This window comes from Bacillus alkalisoli (assembly GCF_002797415.1).
Taxonomy (GTDB): Bacteria; Bacillota; Bacilli; order Bacillales; family Bacillaceae_I; genus Bacillus_CD; species Bacillus_CD alkalisoli.
The window spans coordinates 1,525,800-1,547,839 of the sequence record NZ_KZ454944.1; the positions used below are offsets into that span (position 1 = coordinate 1,525,800).

22 protein-coding genes are annotated in these 22,040 nt (G+C 36.8%); 17 read left to right on the forward strand and 5 right to left on the reverse strand.

Annotation, left to right across the window (positions count from 1 at the left end):
• Positions 1 to 141 precede the first annotated feature (141 nt).
• The 10 genes from CDZ89_RS07375 (at position 142) to CDZ89_RS07420 (ending at position 12,560) form a co-directional block, all read left to right on the forward strand.
• A complete protein-coding gene (locus tag CDZ89_RS07375; protein WP_157842693.1) occupies positions 142 to 1,989 on the forward strand; it encodes a methylmalonyl-CoA mutase subunit beta in 1,848 nt (615 codons plus the stop codon).
• Complete coding sequence (scpA, locus tag CDZ89_RS07380) at positions 1,979 to 4,153, forward strand: methylmalonyl-CoA mutase (protein ID WP_100333436.1); 2,175 nt, start codon at positions 1,979 to 1,981, stop codon at positions 4,151 to 4,153. The genes CDZ89_RS07375 and scpA overlap by 11 nt, the downstream gene beginning before the upstream one ends.
• Complete coding sequence (gene meaB, locus CDZ89_RS07385; protein ID WP_100333437.1) at positions 4,143 to 5,156, forward strand: methylmalonyl Co-A mutase-associated GTPase MeaB; 1,014 nt, start codon at positions 4,143 to 4,145, stop codon at positions 5,154 to 5,156. Before scpA ends, meaB begins: the two co-directional genes overlap by 11 nt.
• A 413-nt stretch (positions 5,157 to 5,569) precedes the next feature.
• The gene (locus CDZ89_RS07390) at positions 5,570 to 6,007 is read left to right on the forward strand and encodes a BrxA/BrxB family bacilliredoxin (protein WP_096153502.1); all 438 of its coding nucleotides are present in this window, start codon (positions 5,570 to 5,572) and stop codon (positions 6,005 to 6,007) included.
• Positions 6,008 to 6,239: 232 nt separating this feature from the next.
• On the forward strand, positions 6,240 to 7,016 hold the full coding sequence (locus CDZ89_RS07395) for a transporter substrate-binding domain-containing protein (protein ID WP_096153503.1): 777 nt from the start codon (positions 6,240 to 6,242) through the stop codon (positions 7,014 to 7,016).
• 123 nt (positions 7,017 to 7,139) lie between these two features.
• Positions 7,140 to 7,799, forward strand: coding sequence for an amino acid ABC transporter permease (locus tag CDZ89_RS07400; RefSeq protein ID WP_096153504.1), 660 nt, complete (start codon positions 7,140 to 7,142; stop codon positions 7,797 to 7,799).
• The gene (locus CDZ89_RS07405) at positions 7,792 to 8,514 is read left to right on the forward strand and encodes an amino acid ABC transporter ATP-binding protein (protein WP_096153505.1); all 723 of its coding nucleotides are present in this window, start codon (positions 7,792 to 7,794) and stop codon (positions 8,512 to 8,514) included. The genes CDZ89_RS07400 and CDZ89_RS07405 overlap by 8 nt, the downstream gene beginning before the upstream one ends.
• A gap of 445 nt (positions 8,515 to 8,959) precedes the next feature.
• Positions 8,960 to 10,840, forward strand: coding sequence for an oligoendopeptidase F (gene pepF / locus CDZ89_RS07410; protein ID WP_096153506.1), 1,881 nt, complete (start codon positions 8,960 to 8,962; stop codon positions 10,838 to 10,840).
• Positions 10,841 to 11,009: 169 nt separating this feature from the next.
• Positions 11,010 to 11,981 (forward strand): aromatic acid exporter family protein, encoded by a 972-nt coding sequence (locus CDZ89_RS07415; RefSeq protein WP_100333438.1) that lies wholly within the window; start codon positions 11,010 to 11,012, stop codon positions 11,979 to 11,981.
• A gap of 69 nt (positions 11,982 to 12,050) precedes the next feature.
• Positions 12,051 to 12,560: a L,D-transpeptidase gene (locus tag CDZ89_RS07420; protein ID WP_096153508.1), complete on the forward strand. Its 510-nt coding sequence runs from the start codon at positions 12,051 to 12,053 to the stop codon at positions 12,558 to 12,560.
• A gap of 41 nt (positions 12,561 to 12,601) precedes the next feature.
• Here CDZ89_RS07420 and prli42 read toward each other — a convergent pair whose 3' ends face one another.
• Positions 12,602 to 12,697: a stressosome-associated protein Prli42 gene (gene prli42 / locus CDZ89_RS19595; protein ID WP_157842694.1), complete on the reverse strand. Its 96-nt coding sequence runs from the start codon at positions 12,695 to 12,697 to the stop codon at positions 12,602 to 12,604.
• A gap of 148 nt (positions 12,698 to 12,845) precedes the next feature.
• Between prli42 and mce the strand changes: the two genes are divergently transcribed.
• The 5 genes from mce (at position 12,846) to CDZ89_RS07445 (ending at position 18,049) form a co-directional block, all read left to right on the forward strand.
• A complete protein-coding gene (mce, locus tag CDZ89_RS07425) occupies positions 12,846 to 13,265 on the forward strand; it encodes a methylmalonyl-CoA epimerase (RefSeq protein WP_096153509.1) in 420 nt (139 codons plus the stop codon).
• Positions 13,255 to 14,808 carry an acyl-CoA carboxylase subunit beta gene (locus tag CDZ89_RS07430; protein ID WP_227521458.1) on the forward strand — a complete coding sequence of 518 codons (1,554 nt, stop codon included), beginning with the start codon at positions 13,255 to 13,257 and terminating at the stop codon, positions 14,806 to 14,808. The genes mce and CDZ89_RS07430 overlap by 11 nt, the downstream gene beginning before the upstream one ends.
• 240 nt (positions 14,809 to 15,048) lie before the next feature.
• Positions 15,049 to 16,167 (forward strand): tripeptidase T, encoded by a 1,119-nt coding sequence (locus CDZ89_RS07435; protein WP_096153510.1) that lies wholly within the window; start codon positions 15,049 to 15,051, stop codon positions 16,165 to 16,167.
• A gap of 81 nt (positions 16,168 to 16,248) precedes the next feature.
• Positions 16,249 to 16,710 carry a chemotaxis protein CheW gene (locus CDZ89_RS07440; RefSeq protein WP_096153511.1) on the forward strand — a complete coding sequence of 154 codons (462 nt, stop codon included), beginning with the start codon at positions 16,249 to 16,251 and terminating at the stop codon, positions 16,708 to 16,710.
• A 97-nt stretch (positions 16,711 to 16,807) separates the two neighbouring features.
• Positions 16,808 to 18,049, forward strand: a complete 1,242-nt coding sequence (locus CDZ89_RS07445) for a DNA polymerase IV (protein ID WP_096153512.1) — start codon at positions 16,808 to 16,810, stop codon at positions 18,047 to 18,049.
• A gap of 14 nt (positions 18,050 to 18,063) precedes the next feature.
• Here CDZ89_RS07445 and CDZ89_RS19600 read toward each other — a convergent pair whose 3' ends face one another.
• Together CDZ89_RS19600 and CDZ89_RS07450 are read right to left on the reverse strand one after the other, a co-directional pair.
• Positions 18,064 to 18,240 carry a hypothetical protein gene (locus CDZ89_RS19600; RefSeq protein ID WP_157842695.1) on the reverse strand — a complete coding sequence of 59 codons (177 nt, stop codon included), beginning with the start codon at positions 18,238 to 18,240 and terminating at the stop codon, positions 18,064 to 18,066.
• Positions 18,224 to 18,436, reverse strand: a complete 213-nt coding sequence (locus tag CDZ89_RS07450) for a hypothetical protein (RefSeq protein ID WP_096153513.1) — start codon at positions 18,434 to 18,436, stop codon at positions 18,224 to 18,226. Before CDZ89_RS07450 ends, CDZ89_RS19600 begins: the two co-directional genes overlap by 17 nt.
• Positions 18,437 to 18,622: 186 nt before the next feature.
• Here CDZ89_RS07450 and CDZ89_RS07455 point away from each other — a divergent pair, with 186 nt between their 5' ends.
• Positions 18,623 to 19,258: a 2OG-Fe(II) oxygenase gene (locus tag CDZ89_RS07455; RefSeq protein ID WP_227521573.1), complete on the forward strand. Its 636-nt coding sequence runs from the start codon at positions 18,623 to 18,625 to the stop codon at positions 19,256 to 19,258.
• A gap of 45 nt (positions 19,259 to 19,303) precedes the next feature.
• Here CDZ89_RS07455 and CDZ89_RS07460 read toward each other — a convergent pair whose 3' ends face one another.
• Positions 19,304 to 20,137, reverse strand: a complete 834-nt coding sequence (locus CDZ89_RS07460) for an HAD family hydrolase (protein WP_096153514.1) — start codon at positions 20,135 to 20,137, stop codon at positions 19,304 to 19,306.
• A gap of 136 nt (positions 20,138 to 20,273) precedes the next feature.
• On the opposite strand from CDZ89_RS07460, the gene rnz reads away from it, so the two are divergent.
• Entirely contained in the window at positions 20,274 to 21,194 is a 921-nt protein-coding gene (gene rnz, locus CDZ89_RS07465) for a ribonuclease Z (protein WP_100333439.1), read from the forward strand.
• Positions 21,195 to 21,235: 41 nt separating this feature from the next.
• On the opposite strand, the gene CDZ89_RS07470 is transcribed toward rnz, so the two are convergent.
• The gene (locus CDZ89_RS07470; RefSeq protein WP_096153516.1) at positions 21,236 to 21,955 is read right to left on the reverse strand and encodes a SurA N-terminal domain-containing protein; all 720 of its coding nucleotides are present in this window, start codon (positions 21,953 to 21,955) and stop codon (positions 21,236 to 21,238) included.
• Between the last annotated feature and the right edge of the window lie 85 nt (positions 21,956 to 22,040).

A 22,040-nucleotide genomic window follows, 5' to 3' on the forward strand; every position in this document is an offset into this window, starting at 1 on the left:
TCCCAAAAACAATTAAGTTGTTACTTACAACCACATTATATTAAAATAAAAATTAGAAATAGTTCAAAATTTGTTACAATAAGGTGTAAGCGGTTACCAACGCGCACAACCAACACCAGACGGCATCTAAGGGGGATGAAGATGGACACGACGAATTTTCCAAACATGAAAAATAGTAGTTTTCCAAATGCAACAAAAGAAGAATGGATTGCAAAAGTCGAGCAAACATTAAAAGGAAAACTAGTAGATTCATTAAATAGCAGAACGTACGAAGCAATTGTACGACAACCATTGTATACGGAAGCACCAAACACAACACCGCTTCCACAAACAAAAAACAACAACTCATGGCTAGTAAGTCAAACACTACAGCCTCAATCAACACTAAAAGAAACAAATGAACAAATTAAAGGTGAATTACATTATGGCTTGCAGGCTATAAACTTTTACACCTATCCTTCTACAAACCAGAATGCCATTACCATTACAAAAGTAGAAGAATTAGAGCAGGTATTAGATGGTATTGATATTACAAACGTACCTTTGCACGTACATACTGGCACTAACTCCAAACATTTCTTAGAAATTCTATTATACTATACAAAAGAACCTCAATTATTAAGTGGCTACATCGGGGCCGATCCAATCGGCACATTAGCAGCCAATGGAGAAGTACCAGACCTACCAACTCAACTCGACGAAATGGCAGAAACAATCAAACTTTGCCAAAACAACAATTTAAACGTCAAAACTATATGGATTGACTCACAACCCTACCACAATGCAGGAGCAAATGCCGTTCAAGAATTGGCAATATCCGTTACAACTGCTGTGGAGTATATATCGCAACTACAAAAAAGAGGACTAACTCCAGAAGAAATCGCCAACCAAATCGTATTCACTTTCTCTATCGGCAGCGACTTTTTTATGGAAATCGCTAAATTAAGAGCAGCAAAAATTATTTGGTCAAACATACAAAAAGAATTTGGTCTAAACCAAACACCAATGACCATTCATGCAAGAACATCAAAATTCAATAAATCGTTCCTTGACCAACACGTAAACATGCTCCGTACAACAACCGAAGCTTTTGCAGCAGCTATAGGTGGAGTAGACAGTTTAAACATTGACAGTTTTGCAAACGCTAACGACGCTTTCTCTAGGAGAATTGCTCGCAACACACATTATATTTTAAAAGAAGAGTCATTCTTAGACAAAGTTATGGACCCTGCTTCAGGTTCGTATTATATAGAAACATTAACGCACGAACTAGCAGAAATCACTTGGGCTTATTTCCAAGAAATCGAGTCAGAAGGCGGCATCTTGGCTTCATTAAAATCAAGCTCCATCCAAAATGACATCAAAATGATTGCCGACTTAAAACTTCAAGATGTGAAAAATAGAAAGAAAAAGCTCGTTGGAGTTAACATGTACGCTATTATCCAAGAAAATATTTTCTCAGAAAAAAAAGACACAAATACACGAACGAACAAAACAACAATCCAACCGCTAAAAGCAATCCATCTAGCGGAGCCATTTGAGCAATTACGACTACAAGCAAAAGAATTTGAAAAAAGGACGGGCCAACTTCCAGAGGCAACGCTAATAAACATTGGGGAGCTAAAAGATCATAAACCGCGAACTGATTTTGCAACGAGCTTCTTATATGTGGGGGGAGTTAACACATCTAGTAGCCCTAGCTTAACGACACAAGATACAGTAAAAGACTGGTTACAATCCAACCAAGAAATCTCGAAAGTAGTAATTATTTGTGGTTCAGATACAACGTACGATGAAATGTTAACGAATACTGTGAAAGAAGTGAAAGCTGCATTACCAAGTACTTACATTATAGTAGCAGGCAATCGAAAAGACGAAGTTGCATTAATGGGAGCAGGTGTGCATGATTTTATTCACTTGCGTTCTAATTGCTACACACAACTAGTTGCCATTCAAGAAGTATTAGAGGTGATAACAGATGAGGCCTAATTTTTCAAAAGTAAAATTACAAACAAACACAGTAAAAGAAGAACTATCAGTGGAACAAATAGACGATTTATTTTTTGAAACGAACGAAAAAATTAAAATTAAAGCTCAGTACAAGCAAGAAGATGTCCAAAAGGCAGACCACCTAGATACGTTACCTGGTATCGCACCGTATACCAGAGGGCCGTACCCAACGATGTATGTGAATAGGCCGTGGACGATACGTCAGTATGCAGGATTCTCCACAGCTGAAGAAAGTAATGCTTTTTACCGTCGTAATTTAGCGATGGGACAAAAAGGTTTATCTGTTGCATTCGATTTAGCCACTCACCGTGGATATGATTCCGATCATCCACGCGTAGTTGGGGATGTTGGAAAAGCGGGAGTAGCCATTGATTCAATCCTTGATATGAAGGTGCTTTTTGATGGAATTCCACTCGATCAAATGTCTGTTTCCATGACAATGAACGGTGCTGTTTTACCGATTATGGCTTTTTACATCGTAACAGCAGAAGAGCAAGGTGTGTCAAAAGAACAGCTTGCTGGTACTATTCAAAATGATATTTTAAAAGAGTATATGGTTCGTAACACGTACATTTATCCACCAGAAATGTCGATGCGTATCATTGGGGATATTTTCTCCTACACATCCCAACATATGCCGAAGTTTAACAGTATTAGTATTTCAGGCTACCATATGCAAGAAGCAGGTGCACCGGCTGATATTGAGCTAGCATACACATTAGCGGACGGACTGGAATATGTTCGCACAGGTTTAGAAGCTGGAATCGATATTGATAAATTTGCCCCGAGACTGTCGTTCTTCTGGGCGGTTGGCATGAACTTTTTCATGGAAGTGGCAAAAATGCGTGCGGCTCGGTATATATGGGCAAAGATGTTGAAACAGTTTAATCCAAAAAACGAAAAGTCAATGGCATTACGAACACATTCTCAAACTTCTGGTTGGAGTTTAACCGAGCAGGACCCGTTTAATAACGTCGCAAGAACGGCCATTGAGGCGCTTGCTGCAGCGAATGGTCATACACAGTCATTGCATACAAATGCATTAGATGAAGCGATCGCGCTACCAACCGATTTTTCAGCGCGAATTGCAAGAAACACACAGCTATATTTACAAGATGAAACGGAGATAACAAGAGTGATTGATCCGTGGGGTGGTTCTTATTATGTAGAAACGTTAACGAAAGAACTAATAGACCGTGCGTGGAAACATATTGAAGAGATCGAGTCTTTAGGAGGTATGGCTAAAGCGATCGAAACGGGACTTCCGAAGATGCGAATTGAAGAAGCAGCTGCAAGGCGTCAAGCGAAAATTGACTCTGGTACGGAATCTATCATAGGTGTAAACAAGTTCAAATTAGAAAAAGAAGATACAAACATTGAAATATTGGACATTAATAATGAAGAAGTTTTACAAAAACAAATCAAACGTCTTGAGCAATTAAGAGAGAATAGAAATGAAGCGGAAGTTGCACAAAAGCTAGCTGCCATTATAAAAGCGGCAGAAACAAACACAGGAAACCTATTAGAATTAGCTGTAGAAGCAGCAAGAGCTAGAGCGAGTCTTGGAGAAATTTCAGAAGCAGTTGAAAAAGTTTCTGGACGTCATCGAGCGGTAATCCGTTCTATCAGTGGCGTGTATAGCACTGAATTTTCTAATGAAGAAGAAGTTCGACTCGTTAAAGAAAAAACAGATGAATTTTTCGATTTAGAAGGTAGAAGACCTCGCATTATGATTGCAAAAATGGGGCAAGATGGCCACGACCGCGGAGCTAAAGTTATTGCCACAGCATTTAGCGACTTAGGATTTGATGTGGATATTGGACCTCTTTTCCAAACACCTGAAGAAACAGCACTACAAGCAGTAGAAAATGATGTACATGTTGTTGGGATTAGCTCGCTTGCTGCAGGACACAAAACACTACTTCCAAAGCTAGTAGAAGAGCTAAAGAAGTTAGGTAGAGAAGATATTTTAGTTGTAATTGGTGGCGTTATTCCTTATAAAGACTACGAGTTCCTTTATGGGAAAGGAGCCTGTGCTATTTTTGGACCAGGTACTGTCATTCCAGTAGCTGCTGAAAAAGTGTTAGAAGAAATCTTCGAACGTCTCGGATACGAGGAAGTGGAAGAAGAAAATGGCGAGTAAAAAACGAAAGCTCGTGAAAAAAGCAGACACTGATTTAAACAAGTTAAGAGACGAAATAGTGAATGGCAATCGCACGAGCCTAGCAAAAGCAATTACCCTTGTAGAAAGTAATGCAGAGCGGCACTTCCAACAAAGCCAGGAAGTGCTGCAAAAAGTAATGCCCCATACAGGTAATTCCATACGAATAGGCATTACTGGGGTACCAGGTGCAGGCAAAAGTACATTCATTGAGGCATTTGGCTTATTTTTAGTAGAGCAAGGAAAAAAAGTAGCAGTGTTAGCTGTTGATCCATCTAGCACGAAAAGTGGTGGGAGCATTCTCGGTGATAAAACGAGAATGGAGCAATTGGCTAGGCATCCGAGAGCATTCATTCGTCCTTCCCCATCGAGTGGTTCGTTAGGTGGAGTACATCGTAAAACACGCGAAAGTATTTTACTTTGTGAAGCGGCTGGCTTTGACGTTATTTTAGTTGAGACAGTAGGAGTAGGACAAAGTGAAGGGCTTGTACGAGATATGGTCGATTTTTTCTTGCTACTTGTTTTAACAGGTGCAGGGGATGAATTGCAAGGAATGAAAAAAGGAATTATGGAGTTAGTGGATACCATTGTCGTAAATAAAGCAGACGGTGAAAATGTAAAAAAGGCAAAGAAAACGGCCGAAGAATATAATCAAATTCTACATTTTCTTCAACCTGCCACACCAAGTTGGACCCCAAGTGCATTAACTTGTTCTTCTTTATACTATGAGGGAATGAGTGATGTTTGGTCACAAATTCAAACTTTTCAACAAGAAATGAAGCAGTCTGGATTTTTCGAACAAAGAAGAAATGAACAAAAAGAAAAATGGCTTGATGCATCGCTAAAAATGCATATCGAACGATTATTTTTCCAGCAAGCCATCGTGAAAAATAACTTGCCCTTGTACCGTGAAAAAATAAAAAAAGATGAACTCTCCGTCTCCAAAGCCGTTCAAGAACTCATCGAACTTTATCAAAAAACATAAAAAAGAGGAAAGTGCCCGCATAGCACTTTCCTTCATCTAGGGAGTATAGGGGTATGGATATCTAGATGTATTTATATAATACCCTGAGTTTTTCATATTAAACATGATGGTGTAATTATTTTTAAGTTCTTTTTGTTTTTTCTTTAGAATTATTAGTGAATTGGAGCGGAAGGCACCTGACTCTTGCGGGAAGTAGAGCGAAGCGTGAGACCCCACAGGCGGGACGCCGAGGAGTAGGTTTTACCACGATAGTGAAAATAACCTTCCACTAAGCTCCCCGCGGAAAGCAGGTTCCTGTAGCGGAAAGGAACGGTAAATCAGAGAAAACTTGAAGAAACACATTCATTTAATTGTAATTTTATTATTATTATTGGTATGATATACATATAGAAAAAAATGAGGTGAAACACAATATGAATATAGATTTTAATATGTTTATGAACGATGTCGTTCAACAAGCACGAGCAGATATGGACAATGCTGGTTATGAGCACTTACGCACACCAGAAGATGTGGAAGAAGCATTCGCACGTAAAGGTGTAACATTAGTATTAGTAAACTCAGTATGTGGATGTGCTGGCGGAATTGCTAGACCTTCTGCTGCTCATGCGGTTCATTATGATAAGCGACCAAATTATTTAGTAACCGTTTTTGCTGGACAAGATAAAGAAGCAACAGAAAAAGCACGTGAATATTTCGAAGGCTATCCACCTTCCTCTCCATCATTTGCTATATTAAAAGATGGAAAGATCTTAACAATGGTGGAGCGTCACGAAATTGAAGGACATTCACCAATGTCTGTTATTTCTAAATTACAAGGTTACTTCGACGAGTATTGTGAAGAAGTATAAAAACAACTGGAAGAGAGGCTATAAAAGCTTCTCTTTTTTCTTTCCAAAAAAGGAATAAGCTCCTAAAAGTAGAATAATATTAGTTGATTGCATAAAAACCTTTACTAAAAATTCAGAATTTTATAACTTAAATTATATTTAAAAATAGTATTGTATAAAAATTCATCTGTGATAGAATACATAATATCGAATTAATATTCATGAAGATGTATAAAAATTAGGGGGAACGAAAATGAAAAAGTGGATGAAATTGTTTATAGTAATGTCAATCTTAAGTTTAGTTTTAGCAGCATGTGGAACGAATACACCTAACACAGGTGGAGAAGAAAAGAAAGTATTGAAAATGGGTACTTCAGCGGATTACCCACCGTTTGAGTTTATTGACACAGCAAATGGCGACGAGATCATCGGTTTTGACATAGACTTAGCGAAAGCAATTACAAAAGAACTAGGTTATGAGATTGTTATTGAGGATATTGATTTTGGTAGTTTAATAACAGCAATGAAGTCTAATCAAATTGATTTCATATTAGCTGGAATGACGCCAACAGAAGAGCGTTTAAAAGAAGCTGATTTTACAGATATTTATTTCTTAGCTAACCATATGATTGTTACAAAGAAAGATAGCAATATTAATAGCATTGAAGATTTAGCTGGTAAAACGATCGGTGTTCAACTTGGTTCTATTCAACAAGAAGAAGCAGAAGCAATCGCAGAAGAAATTGATGTAAAAATTGAAACGCGCGACAGAATTCCACACTTAATCTCTGAAGTGAAAATCGGCCGTGTTGATGCAGTAATCATCGAAGATACAGTGATGAAAGGCTACTTAGAAAAAGAAAAAGATTTAACTGGATTCATCCTTGATACAGACGAAGGCGGTTCTGCCATTGCCCTTCCGAAAGATAGCCCATTAACTGCTGAGTTCAACCGTGTTTTAAATGAAATGAAAGAAAACGGGGAACTTGAGAAGCTTGTTCTTAAATGGTTTGGTGACGGAGAAGAGTAATAGAAAGACGATAATCAACATGAAGAATGAAAAGAGGGGGCTAACTCCTCTTTTCATTTCTTACTTAAACAAAGAACTAAATTTCTTTGTTTAAGTAAGAAATAGCTGAATAGGAAAGGAACGATTCACTTGAATTTTGCTGGAATTGTAGATTCAATACCATATATATTAAAAGGGCTTGGTATTACACTTCAAGTAGTGACCATGGCTGGAATACTTGGATTTATTATCGGAACCCTTCTTGCTCTTTGTAAAATTGGACGAGTAAAAGTGTTATCTTGGATAGCAGATGCATATACATCCATTTTCCGTGGTACGCCTCTTGTTTTACAATTAACAATTATATATTACGGATTCCCACAAATGTTTGATATCGTATTAACTCCCGTAGTTGCAGCCGTTTTGGCATTTGGTTTTAACTCTGGTGCATACATATCCGAAGTCATTAGAGCAGGGATAAATGCTGTCGATAAAGGTCAAAAAGAAGCGGCAATGGCACTTGGTGTACCGTATCGTCAAATGATGAAAGATATCATTTTACCGCAAGCATTAAAAAACATTTTGCCTGCATTAGTGAATGAATACATTACATTAACAAAAGAGTCTGCGGTCGTAACGATCATTGGACTAGCTGATATTATGAGACGTGCGATGGTAGTAGGGGCAAACACATTCTTAAATGTAGAAGCATTACTATTTGCGGGTGCAATCTACTATGTATTAGTGATGATTTTAACACTCTTCGGTAAGTGGTTAGAGAGGAGATTACGTAAAAGTGATTAAGGTAGAAAACTTAAATAAATCGTTTGGTAAATTAGAAGTATTAAAAGGTATTTCAACTGAAATTAAAAAAGGGGAAGTTGTGGCGATTATTGGTCCGTCTGGCTCTGGTAAATCCACTTTCTTGCGTTGTATCAACTTACTAGAAACACCAACATCAGGTAGCATTAATGTGTTAGGTGAAGAAATGACTTCGTCAAAAGCAAACATTATGAAAATCCGCCAAAAAGTTGGGATGGTGTTTCAGCATTTTCACCTTTTTCCACATAAAACGGTGTTGGAAAACTTAACGTACGCTCCAACTTTCGTAAAAGGTCTATCAAAAGCGGAAGCAGATGAAAAAGCAAAAAAATTATTAAATCAAGTTGGCTTAGCTGAAAAAGTATTAGAATACCCAAACCGCTTATCTGGTGGACAAAAACAACGTGTGGCAATCGCGAGAGCTTTAGCGATGGATCCAGAAGTAATGTTATTTGATGAACCAACTTCCGCTCTTGACCCAGAAATGGTAAAAGAAGTGCTAGAAGTGATGAAAAGTTTAGTTCAAACTGGTATGACTATGGCAATCGTAACACACGAAATGGGCTTCGCACGTGAAGTAGCAGACAGAGTATTATTCTTAGACAACGGCATGCTCGTAGAAGACGCCCCACCAGCAGAATTCTTCACATCACCAAAATCAGAAAGAGCAAAAGTATTCCTAGAAAAAATGCTATAAAAGAACAAACGTGTGATACATACTTGTATCATGCGTTTTTTATTTTCAAGGTCTAAAATATATATTTTAGTTTTTAGTTGTAACCTAGCGGTGGATTTCCACACAAGCAGTAGACTCCTGCGGGAGAAGCGGGGAGCGGGAGACCCCGCAGGAGCGTTGCGACGAGGAGGCTCCCGGCGCAACGAAATGTTTGAAGCGGCTCGTTCAGCTCCTACAAGCATAAGGCAGGGGCGAATTGAGGGCGCTTTTTACCCTCAAGGCGACAATGTCTTATGACTCGAGGAGCTAGCCGCTGAAACTAGACAAGCCCGCGGAAAGCGAAGCCTTGCACGGAAATCAACAGCGGTTTTGAAAATAGTTGTAAAATTTAATATTCCTAGTATAGAAAAACATGGAAAACGAAAACTATGTATTACTACTTTTTCTTAAGGGGGAGATGTAATACATGAAAAAAACAAGCCTAAAACTAATCGTTATCCTTTCCATTTCTACACTTCTATTTTATATGAATATAAGTTCAACATACGCGTTAGAACAGTACTCAACACGTGATGAAATACCAGTTCAATATAAATGGAACTTAACAAAACTTTATAAAGACGAGGCATCATTTCAAAAAGATGTAAAAAAGCTAAAAAAGCTAGCGGACACTTTTTCTAAGAAAGAAAAAGCAATAAATTTAGATGACCATTTAGAGTCACTTCTTCAAGAATATTTTCAGCTATATCGTCTATTTGAAAAAGTATATGTTTATGCACGGCTATCTTTTGACGTAAATATGAGTGACCCAACAGCGCAACAAAGATCGAATGAATTAGATGCGGTTTCTGTTTATGTAGTAGAAAGAACAAACTGGTTTTCTAATGAAATACAAGCAATTCCTAAGAAAGAGTGGAAGAAGTTAATCTCGTCAAACCTACTTCAACCATACACATACTATTTAAAAGAAGTGTACGAAGAAAAAGATCATTCACTTCCGAAAGAAGTAGAAGATATTTTAATTCAAACAATGCCTTTTTTACATGCTCCGAGTGAGATTTTTACTATGATGTCAAAAGATTTGCAGTTACCATCTTTTAAAGTAAAAGAAGAGGAGTACTACTTAACTCCACAGATGTATAACGTGTATATGTCTAGTGATGATCGTGAATTAAGGCTGGCGGCATTTACATCTTATTATGATACGTTAGGAAAGTATCAAGATAGTTTTGCTACGATTTTGGCGAACATTGTAAAGGCTAATAACTTTTTTGCTACAACAAAAAAATACGATAGTGCATTAGAAGCGAGTTTGGTTTCTAAAGACATTGATCCAAAAGTATATACAGAACTAATTAATACAGTAAACGATTATTTACCATTATTTCATCGATATTTATTGTTAAAACAGAAATATACGGGACTAGATGAAATGTATGTTTATGATTTAGGTGCACCACCAAAAACGACAGTTAGAGAAGCTGAAGTACCAATTGAGGAAGCCAGAAAACTCGTAAAAGATGGATTAGATCCTTTAGGAGAAGAATATACGAAAAAAATTGAATATGCGTTTGATAACAATTGGATTGATGTATTTACAACAAAGGGTAAGGCAACTGGTGGATATCAGCTTTCCTTTTATGATGGAGACCCAAGTATTCTAATTAATTATCAAGGATCACATCAAGATGTTATGACATTAGCACATGAGCTAGGACATGCCTTACATTCTTATCAATCCAATAAAAGTCAGCCATATCATAATGCTAGATACGTTACTTTTACAGCGGAAGTTGCTTCTACTTTAAACGAACATCTATTACATCAAAAGTGGATTAACGAAGCAAAGTCAAAAGAAGAAAAGCTCCAAGCGATGTACCGTTATTTAGAAGATTTCCGTGTGACATTGTTCCGCCAAACCCAATTTGCAGAGTTTGAAAAAGAAATACACGAAACATTACAAAATGGAGAATCCCTTCATGCAGAAGCGATTAAAGATATTTATTTTTCACTAGTGGAAAAGTATTTCGGAAAAGATGTGAAAATGGATGAAAGAGTGGCAATGGAATGGGCGCGTGTGCCACACTTTTTCCATTCAAGTTTTTACACCTATCAATACGCTACAAGCTTTGCAGCTTCTGCTGCCCTGGCTGAGCAGTTAAAAGAAGAAGGCGAAGATGCTAGAACAAGAATTTCTGATAATCTTTTAGCAGCTGGGGGAAGCAAGCCACCAGTAGACATATTGAAAGACGCTGGCGTTGACATGAGTAACAAGAAGCCAATTGTCCAAACGATGAAGAGATTTGAACAGCTTCTAGATGAGTTTGAAGAAATGTTAAACGAATAAGAGGATAGGCACTGGCAAATGGGTCAGTGCTTTCTCTATGTAAAAATTTCATAATAGTATTTCGAATAGTAGTCATACATTATAAAAAGCACATTCTTATAAGTAAAAGTTAGTTGATTTTTCCGTTTTCCTATATAATGTTATCAGAAAAGTAGGAGAGGACATTTTTATGAAAAAGTTTAAAATTGGCTACAGGACTGCTAAGACTGCACTAGGTACCACACTAGCCATATTCATCGCCCAGTTTTTCGGCTTAGAGTTTTATGTATCAGCGGGAATTATCGCCATTTTATGTATCCAAAACACAAAGAAAAAGTCATTGCATAGTGCAAGCTCAAGGTTTGCAGCTTGTATACTAAGCTTAGTTTTTGCTTTCCTGTTTTTTGAAACAATTGGTTACCATCCAGTCGCAATTGGACTTTTATTACTATTCTTTATTCCAGTAACCGTTATGTTGAAAATAACAGAAGGAATTGCAACTAGTTCCGTTATTCTTTTGCATGTATATTCAGTTAAAGATTATACGTTTAGTTTAGTGCTAAACGAATTAGGTATTATTACGATTGGTATTGGTATTGCGCTTATCATGAATATTTACATGCCGAGCGTTGAAAAAGAATTAAAAACATACCAACTCGAAATTGAGAGCAACTTCCAACAAATCTTGTTACAACTTGCCCAGTTTTTACGTCAAGGAGATACTGCCTGGGATGGAAAAGAATTGACGGAGACTGCATCCATTTTGCATAAAGCAAAAAGCTTAGCTTTTAGAGACGTTGAAAATCATTTACGCCGAAATGAAAATAGTTTCTACCACTATTTTAAAATGAGAGAAAGACAATTAGATGTGATGGAAAGAATGGTACCAATCGTTGCTTCCATTGAAATGAATGTGGAGCAAGCAGCAATTGTTGCTGAGTTTTTAGAACAGTTAGCAGAATCAGTCCATCCAGGTAACACAGCAATTGTACATCTAAATAACTTGAGAGAAATGACGGAAATTTTTCAAGGAATGCCACTACCAGAAACGAGAATTGAGTTTGAAGCACGCGCCTCACTTCGTCATTTAGTAAAAGAATTAGAACAATATTTGATTATTAAATGTGATTTCAAAGGTGGCTTAAAACAATATAATGCATGAATTCGGGCCAATGAATTACACTAAGAGTCAAAAGGCTGATTGATAAAGCCGATTGTAGAGGTGATATTCTTGGTCATTATTTATGCTATCATCGTTGCACTCGTAACATCTCCATTATGGCCACTAGGACCCAATCCGTTACCTGGTGATCCATATATAATCGTGAATAAACAAACAAACGAGCTTGCATTTATTTATGAGGAAGAAATAAAAGAGATTCATTTCGTTGCAACAGGAAAATCAGAAGAATTAACACCAGAAGGGGAATTTAACATTATCGTAAAAGCGAAAGACCCTTATTATCGAAGAACTGACATTAAAGGTGGCGATCCGAAAAACCCTTTAGGAACTAGGTGGATTGGCTTTGATGCCGAAGAAACAGACGGACGAACATATGGTGTGCACGGAACAAACAGTCCAGATTCCATAGGAAACTACGTTACACAAGGATGCATACGGTTAAACAATGAGAACGTGGAGAATTTGTACGGGAAAGTTCCAATCGGAACAAAAATTTGGATCCTCAAAAGCGATAAATCTTTTGAACAGTTAAGTAGAGAGAAAGGCATTATAAAATAAAAAAGTCCAGCAAAAGATTGCTGGACTCTTCTCTTTATATTTTAGAAAAACGCTGCTGCGCCTGCAAATAACGTTGTGATTATCATAACACCAATCATTAAATAAACTACAATCTTCTGGAATTTTCGGTTATGCATCTATCATCACTCCTCGTTCAATATTCTGTCTCTATTGTACCTTGAATGAAAAAACTTCTCAAGTGGACTTTACTAGATTTAGAGGAAGGATTATGCACGAACAATGTCGAAATAGTTGTAAGCTAAGTCAACAAAGGGGGAACTAGGGATGATTAACAAAGTAGATCATATAGGAATTGCAGTAAAATCCATTGAAGATGCCTTGCCTTTTTACACAGAGGTGTTGAAGTTATCCTTTGAAGCAGTAGAAATTGTTCCAGCGCAACGAGTTAGGGTAGCTTTTATCAAGGCAGGCAACTGTAAAATAGAATTGCTAGAGCCAACTTCATTGAATAGCCCAGTTGCAAAGTTCATTGAAAAGCGAGGCGAAGGCATTCATCATATTGCACTAGCTGTAGATGATATCGAAGGAAGAATACAAGAATTTGTAGACAATGGTATTCCAATGATAGATACGTCATCAAGAATAGGTGCAGGTGGAGCTAACATAGCCTTTTTACATCCAAAAGCCGCATCTGGTGTGTTATACGAACTATGTGAAAAGAGGGGTAGTAACAATGACAATTGATATATATGAAAAAATTAATGAATTGTACGATCGCCGTCGTGAAGTAGAGTTAGGTGGAGGCGATGACCGAATCGAAAAGCAGCACGAAAAAGGAAAATTGACAGCAAGAGAACGTATCGAATTGTTAGTTGATGAAGGGACATTCGTAGAATTAAACCCATTTATTGAGCACCGCTGTCATGACTTCGGCCTACATAACAAAAAAGGTCCTGGAGATGGAGTAGTAACTGGCTTTGGAAAAGTTAATGGAAAACCAATTTACTTGTTTTCGCAAGATTTCACCGTGTTCGGGGGAGCACTCGGAGAAATGCATGCGAAAAAAATTGCCAATGTGATGGATCTAGCTGCTAAAAATGGCACTCCAATCGTTGGTCTGAATGACTCTGGAGGAGCAAGAATTCAAGAAGGAGTTCTCTCTTTAGATGGTTACGGCCATATTTTTTATCGAAACTCTATTTATTCCGGTGTAGTACCACAAATTTCTGTCATTATGGGCCCATGTGCGGGTGGTGCTGTTTACTCTCCAGCCATAACAGACTTTGTGTTCATGGTGGAAGAAACAAGTCAAATGTTTATTACTGGACCAAAAGTTATTGAGACTGTTACAGGCGAAAAAATAAGCTCGGATGATCTAGGTGGCGCAAAAGTTCATAACTCCATTAGTGGTAATGCACATTTTTCCGGAAAAACAGAAGAAGAAGTATTAGCACAAGTTCGTAAGTTGCTAAGCTACTTGCCACAAAATAATGAGCAAAAGCCTGATCGCATTTCTTGTGAAGAAGGAGACGACTATCGAGCAGATCTTGCCGATGCAATTCCTTTCGATGCAATAAGACCGTATGACGTTCGAATAGTCATTAATCAAGTGGTGGATGAAGGTTCATTTATGGAAGTTCAAAAAGACTTTGCGAAAAATATCGTGATAGGATTAGCCAGAATTAAAGGTGAAGTGGTAGGACTTGTGTGTAACCAGCCGAAAGTGATGGCTGGTGGCCTTGATATTGATTCATCAGATAAAGCGGCACGTTTTATCCGTTTCTGCGATTCATTCAACATTCCAATTATTACTTTTGAAGATGTGACTGGCTTTTTCCCAGGTGTAAAACAAGAGCACGGTGGAATTATTCGTCACGGGGCGAAAATTTTGTATGCATATTCAGAAGCAACGGTGCCTAAATTAACAGTCATTTTACGCAAGGCTTATGGTGGAGCATACGTGGCATTAAACAGTAAATCAATTGGTGCTGATTTAGTGTACGCATGGCCAAACGCTGAGATTGCGGTAATGGGTCCTCAAGGTGCAGCAAATATTATTTTTGCTAGAGAAATTAACGAGAGTGAAAACCCGGAAGAAACAAGAGCACAAAAGATAGAAGAGTACCGTGAAAAATTTGCAAATCCATATGTTGCCGCTAGTCAAGGTATGGTTGATGACGTTATTGATCCAAGAGAAACTCGTATTAAATTAATTCAATCATTAGAAATGCTTCGTAACAAAAAAGAAACCCGGCCTTACAAGAAACACGGAAACATCCCTTTATAAGTTCTGTTATTGAAGTATTCATCTTTAATAATATAAGGAAAATGAAATTATATTTATATATATTCAACTGCCGGTTGTATGACCGCCTCCCCTGCGGAAAGCGCTCATACAACCGGCACGTTTTTATTTTCACGACTAAGTTGTTCAGAAAGTTCATTTTAAACAGTCAATATTTCCTACAATCGTGAAAATAAGATATAATGTGACATATAGTTATAAGTAATTAGGAGGAAATACATAATGATTAATCAAGAACGCTTAGTAGAAGAATTTTTAGAGCTAGTTCAAGTAGATTCCGAAACAAGATTCGAAGCAGAAATTTGTAAAGTGTTAAAAGATAAATTCTCTACACTAGGTGTAGAAGTTTTTGAAGATGACACAATGGAGCAAACTGGTCATGGTGCAGGAAACTTAGTTTGTACATTACCAGGAACAAAAGAAGGAGTAGACACTATCTACTTTACTGCTCATATGGACACAGTTATACCTGGAAAAGGTATCAAACCTTCCATTGAAAACGGGTATGTAATAACGGATGGAACGACTATTTTAGGTGCAGATGACAAAGCTGGTATTGCAGCAATGTTTGAAGCAATTAGAGTATTAAAAGAAAATAATATAGAGCATGGAACGATTCAATTCATTATCACAGTTGGAGAAGAATCCGGTCTTGTAGGAGCGAAAGTATTAGACCCAAGTTTAGTAAAAGCATCTTACGGTTTCGCGTTAGATAGTGATGGAAAAGTAGGTAACATTATCGTTGCTGCTCCAACACAAGCAAAAGTAAAAGCGACTATTTATGGTAAAACAGCTCATGCAGGTGTTGCTCCAGAAAAAGGTGTTTCTGCAATAACTTTAGCTGCAAAAGCTATTTCGAAAATGCCTCTTGGAAGAATTGATGAAGAAACTACTGCTAATATCGGTCGATTCGAAGGTGGCGGACCAACAAATATCGTTTGTGATCGTGTAGATATTTTAGCAGAAGCTCGCTCATTACTGCCTGAAAAGATGGAAGCACAAGTCGAAAAAATGAAAACAGCTTTTGAAACAGCTGCATCTGAAAATGGCGGTAGAGCAGAAGTTGACGTAGAAATCATGTACCCTGGTTTTAAGTATGGTGAGGGTGACCATGTTGTAGAAGTTGCTAAACGTGCGGTATCTGCAATCGGTCGTACACCAGCACTACAAAAAAGTGGTGGTGGTAGTGATGCTAATGTTATCGCAGGATTTGGTGTACCAACTGTTAACTTAGCAGTGGGATATGAAGAAATTCACACTACTAATGAAAGAATGCCAATTGAAGAGTTAGTGAAAACAACAGAACTAGTTGTTTCTATTATGAAAGAAGTAGCAAAATAATATAGTTTACTTAAGAAGCTTGGTAACTGAAAAGCCAAGCTTCTTTTAAATACAGATTGTTGATTTTAGGGGGTTCATTAGATGGAAGCATTAAAATTAGTAACCTTTGAGACGAATGGTGAAACATATGGGATTGATGTAAAGTTTGTCATTTCCATTGAAAAAGTGTTACCCATACACCCTGTGCCACACTTGCCGAATTATGTGTTAGGTATTACAAAAGTACGAAATGAGTTAATTCCTGTCTTCGATATGAAGCATATGTTATTTCAGACAGTGACTGAAAAAAATGAGAAAGCTAGATTGATAGTTGTTGAAACAGAAGCGTTTGCTGCTTCATTTTTAGTGGAAGATGCTAAAGAAATTATAGATGTGCCTGCAGAAAATATGAAACTATTATCTATTTTAACAGCGACACCATATTTGAAAGGCATCGCTCAATTACCAAATAAATTAATCTCGATCGTTGAGCCTACGGAAATGGTATCTACTTTTACAAATGTGTCGCAAATAAAAGATGCACTTGTAGAGCAAGAAGTTTAATCATATTTAAAAAGTACACCTTGTTTATGTATCATGGACAAGGTGCATTTTTTTTATTGTATAATATAAATAATTATTTTCGAATGGAGGAAGTGGCATGGCCAGAGAAACTAGTAAAGCAAGAATTATTTTCCATGTGGATATGAATAGTTTTTATGCATCGGTTGAAATGGCTCATGATCCTTCCTTACGAGGTAAGCCCGTTGCTGTTGCTGGAAACATAGAAGAGAGAAAAGGGATAATTATTACATGTAGTTATGAAGCTCGTGCATTCGGTGTGAAAACGACAATGCCGATATGGGAAGCAAAGAAAAAATGTCCAGGTCTTATTTTACGTAAGCCAAACTTTGAACGGTATCGTGCCAGCTCCATGGCAATGTTTGATTTACTTCGAAACTATTCGGATATGGTTGAACCAGTTTCTATAGATGAAGGATATATAGATATTACAGATACCGAATATTCTAAGCAAGCGATTAAGCTGGCAGAGGAAATACAAAAGCGTCTAGTAGAAGAGTTAATGCTACCATGTAGTATAGGTATTGCACCGAATAAATTTTTAGCAAAAATGGCGTCCAATATGAAAAAACCGTTAGGAATTACAATTTTACGAAAAAGAGAAATTCCTACTATCCTCTGGCCATTGCCAGTTGGTGAAATGCACGGTGTAGGAAATAAAACAGCGGAAAAACTAATGGGAATCGGAATAAAAACAATTAAAGATTTAGCAAATGCAGACTTGTATCAAGTGAAGCAACTATTAGGAATAAACGGTGAGAGACTTATTAATAAAGCAAATGGGGCGGATAACCGACCTGTTGATCCAGATTCAGTAGATGATTTTAAAAGTATTGGTAACTCTACTACGTTAAAAGAAGATAGTGATAATGAGCGAGAGTTACATTCTGTCCTTCAAAGTCTCTCTAACTCCGTGGCAGAAAAAATGAAAAGAAAAAATGTAGTAAGTAATAATATTCAGTTAACGATTCGTTATGGCAATCGTAAAACAGTAAACCGAAGTAGATTGTTAGAAAATCCGGTTAGTAAAGAAGATGCCATACTTCAAGCTGCATTGTTTTTGCTGAAAAAACACTGGAACGGTGAGCCTATTCGACTGTTAGGAGTTACCGCACAAGACTTAACAGATAAACAATCCTCAACGAAGCAATTAGATATTTTCTCGTTCCAAGAAGATGCAAAAGATGAGCCATTGTTAAAAACAATTGATAAGTTAAAGGAGAAATTTGGGCAAAATGTCATACAAAAAGGCGTTGTTGTGAAAAATGCCCCAAGTAAAGCAAAAATTACAACAAGTTTTCAAAAAGATTTTTTGAAATAAATGAGCTAATCCAATTATTCAGGGTTAGCTTTTTTGTTTTTAAATAGATAGTGAGCTATTTCTTCTTTGCATAAGCTTGTTACAGAAGAAAGTGTATCCAGGTCGTTAGTAACACCTTGGTCGACTAATCTTTTAGCAATGATTAAAGCTTCTAGTTTTTGGTTATGTTTTGTATTAATAGTTGTTTCCATATTCTTCTTCCTCTGTAGTAAAGCTTTGTTTTAATCCAGGAATAAATAAAAGACAAAGGGTAGTTAAAACACTAAAAGCTAAAATAGAAGAGCGTTCCATATTGTTTGTCAAAATAAAATAAAATAAGATTCCAAATCCTATTGTTGCCGTTATTTTCAATAGTACGTATGTAGACTTTTTAAGTAGTGTATTCATAATTTATCACCTCAAAGTATTTTAGAACGTTTGTTCTATTTTTATTATAAGGAACATTTGTTCTTATTGCAAGTATTTTTTAATAAATTTTTAATAGAATTTTTAGTATCTACCAAGTAAAATAAAGTGTAGTAATTACTTCTTAGAAATATTAAGTACAATCCAGATAAAAAAACGTTAAAGAGGCTGATAAATTTGAAAGAACAAACTATTTTTAACCACAAAGGCTATAAGATACAAACGGAAGATAGAGATATACATATTATTGCTAAAATGGAAGAACCTTTAATAGTAGTATTAGGAAATGTATTAAGTGAGGAAGAATGTGACCAACTTATTAGTTTGTCCAAAGATAGAATGCAACGTTCAAAACTTCGTGATTCATTAGAGGCGGAGCTCCGTACGAGCAGTAGTATGTTTTTTCAAGAGGGAGAAAACGACTTAATTACCCGTATAGAGAAAAGGGTTTCTCGAATTATGAATGTCCCATATGAACATGGAGAAGGTTTACAAATTTTAAATTATCAAATGGGACAAGAATATAAGGCTCATTTTGATTTTTTTACTTCTGCAAGCAAACCAGTTAAAAACCCTCGAATCAGTACAATAGTTATGTATTTAAATGATGTGGAAGAAGGGGGAGAAACGTATTTCCCTAAATTGAATTTTTCCGTTTCGCCCAAGAAGGGGATGGCAGTATACTTTGAATACTTCTATGATGATCAAACGCTAAATGAATTAACATTGCATGGTGGGGCTCCCATCATTAAAGGAGATAAATGGGCTGCAACACAATGGATGAGAAGACAAAGAACCAATTGAAAATAAGAAAAAGCAGAGCTGTAACGGCTCTGCTTTCTACATAATTTATAATAAAAGATCGTTCAATACTTTTGCTAACTCATCTAAGTTTTTAACTGTTTTATCGGCAGCTTTCGCTTCGCCTAATTGGTGGGCGTCAATATAAATTGTTTTACAACCAAGTTGTTTGGCAGGTAAAATCTCGTTTATGTAGTTATCACCAATACTTAGCATTTCTTCAGGGGTTACATTAAATGTATTTGCGATCTCGGTTAGGTTTTTCTTCGTATGGATTGGTTTGCTTGCTTCATACACTTTATGTTCAAAATAAGAGGTGAAACCTAGTTTCTCAATGATGACATCACTATCAGATTGCGGACTATTGGTCATTAAGACAACTTTATAATTTTTTGTCAAAGATTTTAACGTGTGGTGAAATGCTGTATTTGCAACTAACACAAACTCAGGTGTCATCATATGTTCACGTGTTTGCATGAAACACGCATAACTCACTTCACGAGTTATGCCGTAATGAGCTGCAATGGAAACAGGTATCCACCATAAATCACCTATGCTTAACTTTGTTGTGAAATCAAAGGCAAGTGGTTCTTGGTAGTCTTGTACAATTATTTCTTGCTCTATACGTTCTCCGTCCCACGTATAACCTTCTAACACATGTCCTTCATCATGAACTAAAATACGGTCTTTATGTACATCATAAACTCTGCCCATCTTCAATGCATGTTTTCCTGCTAAAACATCTTCATAATCTTGTTGAAATAGAAGTTGAGCCTCAGTAGGTAATTTTGATTTTAGTCTTTCTGCATAATAGGAAAAATGGTGTGTATCTTCATATAATGTACCATCCAAGTCAAAAACAATTACTTTTGTATCTTTCATTCCATCCCCTCCAAAAACTTGTTACTGTTATCTTACAATATTTATTGGAATACACAAAGCAGTTCGCATTGCTAAATAGGTAAAACTTCATTACTATTAAAGAAAGGGATTCACGGAGCAATAGGAGGATAAACGATTGAAAATTACTTTTTTAGGTACAGGATCAGGTGTGCCAGCAAAACATCGAAATGTATCATCGCTTGCCTTACATTTAGAAAATAAAGACGGTGCCATATGGCTGTTTGATTGTGGTGAAGCCACTCAACATCAAATTTTACATACATCATTAAAACCTCGAAGAATCGAAAAAATATTTATCACTCATTTACATGGCGATCATATTTTTGGCTTGCCTGGTTTACTCGGGAGTAGGTCGTTTCAAGGTGGAGAAACACCTTTAGCTCTTTATGGGCCACTTGGAGTTAAAGAGTTTGTTGAAACTTCACTGCGCGTTAGTGGTACGCATTTAAAATACGAAATTAGTTTTCATGAATTTGAGGAAGAAGGAATGCTGCTTGATGACGAGGAGTATGTAGTTCGAGTTGCTCCGTTAGAACATGGTCTTCCGTCTTTCGGATTTCGTATAGAAGAAAAAGAGATGCCAGGTCCATTGTTAATGGATAAGGTAAAAGAGGCTTGTATTCCTGTAGGTCCTTTGTTAAAACAGATAAAAGCTGGGCTTACTATACAATTAGAAGATGGCCGAATGATAAATGGAGCGGACTTTTTAGGTGCACCGAAAAAGGGAAGAGTCATTACCATTCTAGGAGATACTAGATTTCACTCTAATAGTATAACGCTTTCTGAAAATGCAGACGTATTAATTCATGAGGCTACGTTTGCTGGCGCGGATGAATTACTAGCCTCTCAATATTTTCATTCAACTACAAAGCAAGCTGCTGAAGTTGCACAAGTAGCAAATGTCGGACTGCTGATTTTAAATCATATTAGCTCAAGATATCAAGCCGAACACATGGAACAACTATTATCAGAAGCAAGAGAGATTTTCCCTAACACCACCATCGCAGAAGATTTTCTATCTATAGAAATAAAATAAAAAAGTGCGAGCACATTTTAATATGCTCGCACTTTTATTCGTTAAATAAGCGTTTCTACATCAGCATTATCAACAAGTTCTTGAATTAATGCTGCTTGTTTCTCTTGGTTCTTTTGATTAGCTAAATATTGACGAATTTGTGGTTCTGCTTCTTCGAACGATGGTAACTCAATTTCAGGGTTACCTTCCGCTTCCGCAACAGCATCGTCATAATAGCTTTGAATTTCTTCGTCCGTTACTTCAGCCATGCCAATTTCATTTTCTAAAAACTCTTGAATCGCAAGGCTGTTTGCAATACGCTCTTTATACGTTTCTAAAGTATATGGTGTAGAAGCTAAAGCTTCTTCAAATTCTTCTTCCGTTTCAAAGTTTGCTCTTACTTCTTCTAAATAACCATCTACTTCTTCTTCACTTGCTGTGTAGCCCTTCGCTTGTGCAGCAGCTAACAATACTTCTTGCTCAATTAACATTGTTAATGTTTGTTCTTTAATTAGGTCTGGTTCAACAGGTTGTCCCCACTGTGCCATCATCATTTCTGTGTCTTTATACATAATGATAAAGTCACTACCTTTAACTTCTTTGCCATTCACTTTTACTACCACTTGGTCAGCTTCAATTTCATCTTCAATGGCATATCCTTGCTCTTCTGTTTGATCTGGAGCATTTGTATCTTCTTGTGCGTTATTATTGTCTCCACTACATGCTGCAACGAACATGCTCATCATTAGTGTAAGAATTAAGATAGTAAATTTGTTTTTCATTTGTTTCCCTCATTTCTTTTTCTGTAACACTCTATACATTGAAACATGCTTTTATTTAGAAAGCAAATAAAAAGGACCCATAAAA